The organism is Kineococcus halophytocola, from assembly GCF_041276425.1.
GTDB classification, from domain to species: domain Bacteria; phylum Actinomycetota; class Actinomycetes; order Actinomycetales; family Kineococcaceae; genus Kineococcus; species Kineococcus halophytocola.
On record NZ_JBGFTU010000045.1, the window covers coordinates 1 to 5081 of the forward strand.

Genomic DNA, 5081 nt, shown 5'->3' on the forward strand with positions numbered 1-5081 from the left:
TGGTCGCTTCTGATCCTGACGGCCTCGACCCCACCTGCCCGGCAGGTGCCCGTCGCGGCGAGTCGCCCCGGTCCGCTCTCCGACCCTCAGGTCAGGACGGCCTTCCCACCATCAGATCCGAAGAGCCCCTTTTCTGGGTGGAGGTGTCGCCGCTTTTCAAGGGGTGGCTGGGCTGCAGCGAGTTCCGGCGGATTATGTTGCCTCGTTCCCTGTTGCGGAATTCTCTCTGCATGAGCAGCGCAAGATTGCGGACTTTCTCGACGTGCAGGTCGGCGCCACTGGATCCCTGATTGCCACACGAGAGAGGCAAATCCGGCTCATTCAAGAGCGGTGGGATGCGGTACTGGACTCAGCGATGAGTCCTCTGGGTGCCCCCAAGATGCCGGTCAGGCACCTGTTGCGCGAAGTTGCCGTAGGCATCGTGATCCAGCCCGCGGCGCTGTACGTCACCACCGGCGGGGTACGCGCCCTGCGAGGCGTGGATGTCCGGCCGTGGAGCATCGGTGACGAGAGCGAGATGGTGCAGATCTCCCGTGCTGGCCATGCGGCCAACCCTCGCTCGACGTTGCGGGATAACGATGTGGTCATCGTCCGCACCGGTCTCGCAGGGGCGGCGGCCAGGGTTCCGAGCAGCCTCGTCGGTTCCAACAGCATCGATGTCGTCATCGCTCGGCCAGCGGCGAGACTGCACCCCGACTACCTGGTCTACTTCCTGAACAGCCGGAGTGGCCGGGACGGAGTCACCGGGCAAGCGAGCGGATCCATCCAGAAGCACTTCGGTGTCGAGCACCTCAAGCGGCTGACCATCGCGATTCGCACGCGCGTCGAGCAAGAATCCCTGATCGCTGACCTGGAGATCGCCCGAGTCGGACACGGAGCCGCCGTGGCGGCGTTGACGTCGAGCATCCGACTCCTCGAAGAACGCAAGCAAGCCCTCATCACTGCCGCCGTCACCGGCCAGTTCGACGTCGCTACCGCCCGAAAGGTCTCAATGACGTGAGTGTCCACTCCGAGGCCGCGTTCGAGGCCACCATCGAGGCCCACCTCATCGCCCACGGCTGGCTCCAGGGCGACCCGACCGCCTACCGCCGCGACCTCGGCCTGGACACGGGGGAGCTGTTCACCTTCATCGGCGCCACCCAGGCCGCGAAGTGGGCCAAGGTCGTCGCGCAGTACCCCGATGCCGACACGGCGCAGCAGCAGTTCGCGCAGTGGGTGGCGAGCGAGCTCAGTTCCCGCGGCGTCATCGACGTCCTGCGCCACGGGGTGAAGAACAAGGGGCAGCTGATCAAGCTCGCCCAGTTCAAGCCCGCTCACGGCATTACCGCGAGCCTGCAGCAGGCCTACGCCGCCAACCGCCTCACGGTAACGCGCCAGGTCCACCACTCCGAGTCGCACCCGCACGACTCCCTCGACCTGCTGCTCTCGCTCAACGGCGTCCCCGTCGCGACGGCCGAGCTGAAGAACCCCCTCACCGGGCAGGGCGTGGAGCAGGCGAAGAAGCAGTACCGGGAGCAGCGGTACCCGACCGACCTCATCTTTGCCAAGCGGACGGTCGTGCACTTCGCCGTCGACCCCGACCTCGTCTTCCTCTCCACGACCGTCGGCCCGCAGGCGTACTTCCTGCCCTTCAACCAGGGCTCGAACGGTCCGGGCCGGCACGGGGGGCAGGGCAACCCGTTCTCCACCACCGGCTACCGCACCCGCTACCTGTGGGAGCAGGTCTGGCAGCGCGACGCCTGGCTGGACCTCCTGCACCGCTTCGTCCACGTCGAGCACGAACCCGGCACGAGCAAGAAGGCCGCGAAGACCACGACGATCTTCCCCCGTTACCACCAGTGGGACGTCGTGAAGAAGCTCGACGCCCACGCCTCCACCCACGGGCCGGGCCGGGCGTACCTGCTGCAGCACTCGGCGGGCTCGGGGAAGTCCAACAGCATCGCGTGGCTCGCCCACCGGCTCTCCACCCTGCACACCGCCACCGACGCGAGTTCGCTGCAGGGGACGGCGAAGGACCTCGGGCCGGACGCGAAGGTCTTCCACAAGGTCGTCGTCGTCACCGACCGGGTCGTCCTGGACCGGCAGCTGCAGGAGACCATCGCGCAGTTCGACCACACCCCCGGCGTCGTCGAACGCATCGACAAGAACTCCCAGCAGCTCGCGGACGCCCTCACCGGGTCCACGGCGCAGATCGTCATCACCACGCTGCAGAAGTTCCCCGTCGTCAAGAAGGCCGTCGGTGCTGTCGGCGGCGGCAAGCGGTACGCCGTCATCGTCGACGAGGCGCACTCCTCGCAGTCGGGGGAGGCCGCGAAGGGGCTGAAGTCCGTGCTCGGGACCGGCCCCGACGCGCTGGCCGCCGCCGAAGCGGCAGACGCGGCGGAGGAGCAAGCGAACGACCCCGAGGACGCGCTGAGCGCGGACGTCGGTGATCTCCTCCTGGCCAGCGCACGTGACCGGGGAAGGCAGGCGAACCTGTCGTTCTTCGCCTTCACCGCCACCCCCAAGCAGAAGACGCTGGAGCTGTTCGGCGAGAAGATCCCCGACCCCACCAGGGACAGCGGGTTCCGTCACGAGGCGTTCCACCTCTACTCGATGCGGCAGGCCGTCGACGAGGGGTTCATCCTCGACGTGCTCGCCAACTACGTCACCTACGCGACGTACTACCGCCTCGCCAACGGTGCCGAGACCGTCGAGGGGTCCGCCGGGAGCGACCCCGAGGTCGACAAGCGCAAGGCCAGCCAGAAGCTCGCCCGGTTCGTGAGCCTGCACCCCTCCAACCTGGCCCAGAAGGCCGAGATCATCGTGGAGCACTTCCGCACGGTCACCGCGGGCAAGATCGGCGGGCGCGCCAAGGCGATGGTGGTCACCCGCTCCCGCCTGCACGCCGTGCGCTACCACCAGGCGATCGAGAAGTACATCGCCGGCAAGGGGTACCAGGACGTCAAGGCCCTCGTCGCGTTCTCCGGGAAGGTCGAGGACCCCGACGTCCCCGGCGAGGAGTGGACCGAACCCCGGCTGAACCGCGACCGCGCAGGCCACCCCATCCCCGAGACGGAGACAGCGGCCCGCTTCAAGGGCGAGGACCCGTTCGACGAGTCCGACTACCAGGTGCTCATCGTCGCCGAGAAGTACCAGACCGGTTTCGACGAACCCCTGCTCCACACCATGTACGTCGACAAGAAGCTGGATGGGGTCAAGGCCGTCCAGACCCTGTCCCGGCTGAACCGGACGACACCGGGCAAGGAGGGGACCTTCGTCCTCGACTTCGCCAACGACGCCGAGGACGTCAAGGAGGCCTTCCGGCCGTTCTTCGAGACGACCTGGACCGAACCGACCGACCCGAACCTGCTCTACACGCTGCAGCAGCGGATCGAGGGGCACGCCATCGTCCACCCCGTCGACGTGAGCACGTTCGTCGCGGCCCTCCTCACGGGCGAACTGAGCGGCAACGAAGTCCTCTACGCCACGACCGACGCTGCGCGCGAGCGGTACCTGGCCATGCCGGAACCAGCGGACCAGGAGGACTTCCGCACCGCTCTGAGGGACTTCGTCCGCATGTACGCCTTCCTCGGGCAGGTCATCACCTGGCACGAGGTGGACCTCGAGGAGCTCTTCTACTACGGGAGCGCCCTCCTCAAGCGCCTGCCGAAGCTGGAGGGAGAGGACGGTGACGTCGACATCAGCGACGCCGCCACCTTGACCCACCTGCGCACGCAGATCACCGGCGAGCACGACGTGTCCCTCGCCGCCGGTGACGGAGAGGACGGCCTCCCCCCGGCCGCGGGCGGCGGGGCGGGAGCCCAGAACGACCCGGAGAAGGTGCGGCTGTCCGAGATCATCGCCGCCCTGAACTCCAAGTTCGGGCTCGACCTCGGGGAGGCGGACACCCTCCTCGTCGAGCAGTACGTGGTGCAGAGCACCCAGGACCCGGAGATGCGTGCGGTGGCGCTGGAGAACTCCGAGGAGAATTTCGGGTACCGCTTCGACAAGCGGGTCGACGACTTCGTCATCGACCGGCAGAACGCCAACGAGGCGTTGTTCACCAAGTACTTCGACGACCCCGCTTTCCAGGTGGTGCTCGTGGAGTTCATGCGCAAGGAGGCCTACCGGCGCATCCGGGGTGGTGAGGCGGCGTGAACGCGCCCCGGATCCGCTACCAGGACGTCGTGCCCTACGACGTCCCGCCCTCCCTCGACCTCCTGACCGGGCCCACCGGCGGCCACCTCGAACTGCCCCACTCCGTCCACTGGGGGCCGAGCCGCGTCGTGGACCTCGACGACCCCTCCGAGCTGGTCTGGGGGTACCAGGCCGTTGTTCGCGAGGGGACGGTGCGGCAGCAGCAGGAACTCCTCGACGCCGCCGCCCTGGTCCGCGTGTGGCGTGACCTGATCCTCCCCGTGCGCTGCCGTGCCCTCTGGGAGGACGCGTTCCCGGTGCTGACGTCCAACGCCTCCGCGGACGTGGCCGGTTGATGGACCTGCTCGCGCGCCAGCGGCACGTCACCCGACTGCTGCTCGCCGCCACCGCCGACCACGGTTTCGTGCTGGCGGGTTCAGGGGCCATCCGGGAGCACGCGATGATCGACCGGCCCACCGAGGACGTGGACCTCTTCACCGATTCCCTGGACGCCGGCGGGTTCGCCGAGGCCGTCGAGGTGGGGACTGCCGCCTTGCGGACGGCGGGGTACCGCGTCGAGGAGGTTCGTCGCGCGGACGTCTTCGCACGCCTCGAGGTGTCCGCCGAGGACGGAGCGGTTCTGGAGGTGGACCTCGCCGTCGACTGGCGGGAGCACCCGGCGACGGTTCTCGAGGTGGGGCCGGTCCTGAGCCGGGACGACGCGGTCGCCAACAAGGTGGGGGCGCTGTTCTCGCGCGCCGAGGCCCGGGACTTCCTCGACGTCGACGCGATCCGCAGGACCGGCGTGTACACCGACGAGGAACTCCTCAAACTTGCTGAGAAGCTGTCCTCAAAGGGTTGAGGGGGCCGAGCGGGTCAACCGCCGCAGCATCACCCGGCTGTAAGCGATCTGCACCATCGCCACCGCCGAGGCCACCGTCCGCTCGTAATCCCGAGCCAGC

4 protein-coding genes are annotated in these 5081 nt (G+C 68.2%); all 4 read left to right on the top strand.

All coding sequences use genetic code 11. From position 1 onward, the window contains the following. Window positions 1–163: 163 nt before the first annotated feature. From AB2L27_RS19990 to AB2L27_RS20005, 4 genes are read left to right on the top strand one after another with little or no spacing between them, the layout of a single operon-like run. Window positions 164–1000, top strand: coding sequence for a restriction endonuclease subunit S domain-containing protein (locus AB2L27_RS19990; protein ID WP_370443250.1), 837 nt, complete (start codon window positions 164–166; stop codon window positions 998–1000). After that, window positions 997–4140 (top strand): type I restriction endonuclease subunit R, encoded by a 3144-nt coding sequence (locus AB2L27_RS19995; RefSeq protein WP_370443251.1) that lies wholly within the window; start codon window positions 997–999, stop codon window positions 4138–4140. The genes AB2L27_RS19990 and AB2L27_RS19995 overlap by 4 nt, the downstream gene beginning before the upstream one ends. After that, complete coding sequence (locus AB2L27_RS20000) at window positions 4137–4475, top strand: hypothetical protein (RefSeq protein ID WP_370443252.1); 339 nt, start codon at window positions 4137–4139, stop codon at window positions 4473–4475. The genes AB2L27_RS19995 and AB2L27_RS20000 overlap by 4 nt, the downstream gene beginning before the upstream one ends. Next, window positions 4475–4981 (top strand): nucleotidyl transferase AbiEii/AbiGii toxin family protein, encoded by a 507-nt coding sequence (locus AB2L27_RS20005; protein WP_370443253.1) that lies wholly within the window; start codon window positions 4475–4477, stop codon window positions 4979–4981. Before AB2L27_RS20000 ends, AB2L27_RS20005 begins: the two co-directional genes overlap by 1 nt. Window positions 4982–5081: the final 100 nt, after the last annotated feature.

What these genes read in the sequence shown, in the direction of transcription:
- AB2L27_RS20005 (WP_370443253.1), top strand. Translation starts at nt 4,475, where the DNA reads ATGGACCTGCTCGCGCGCCAGCGGCACGTCACCCGACTGCTGCTCGCC.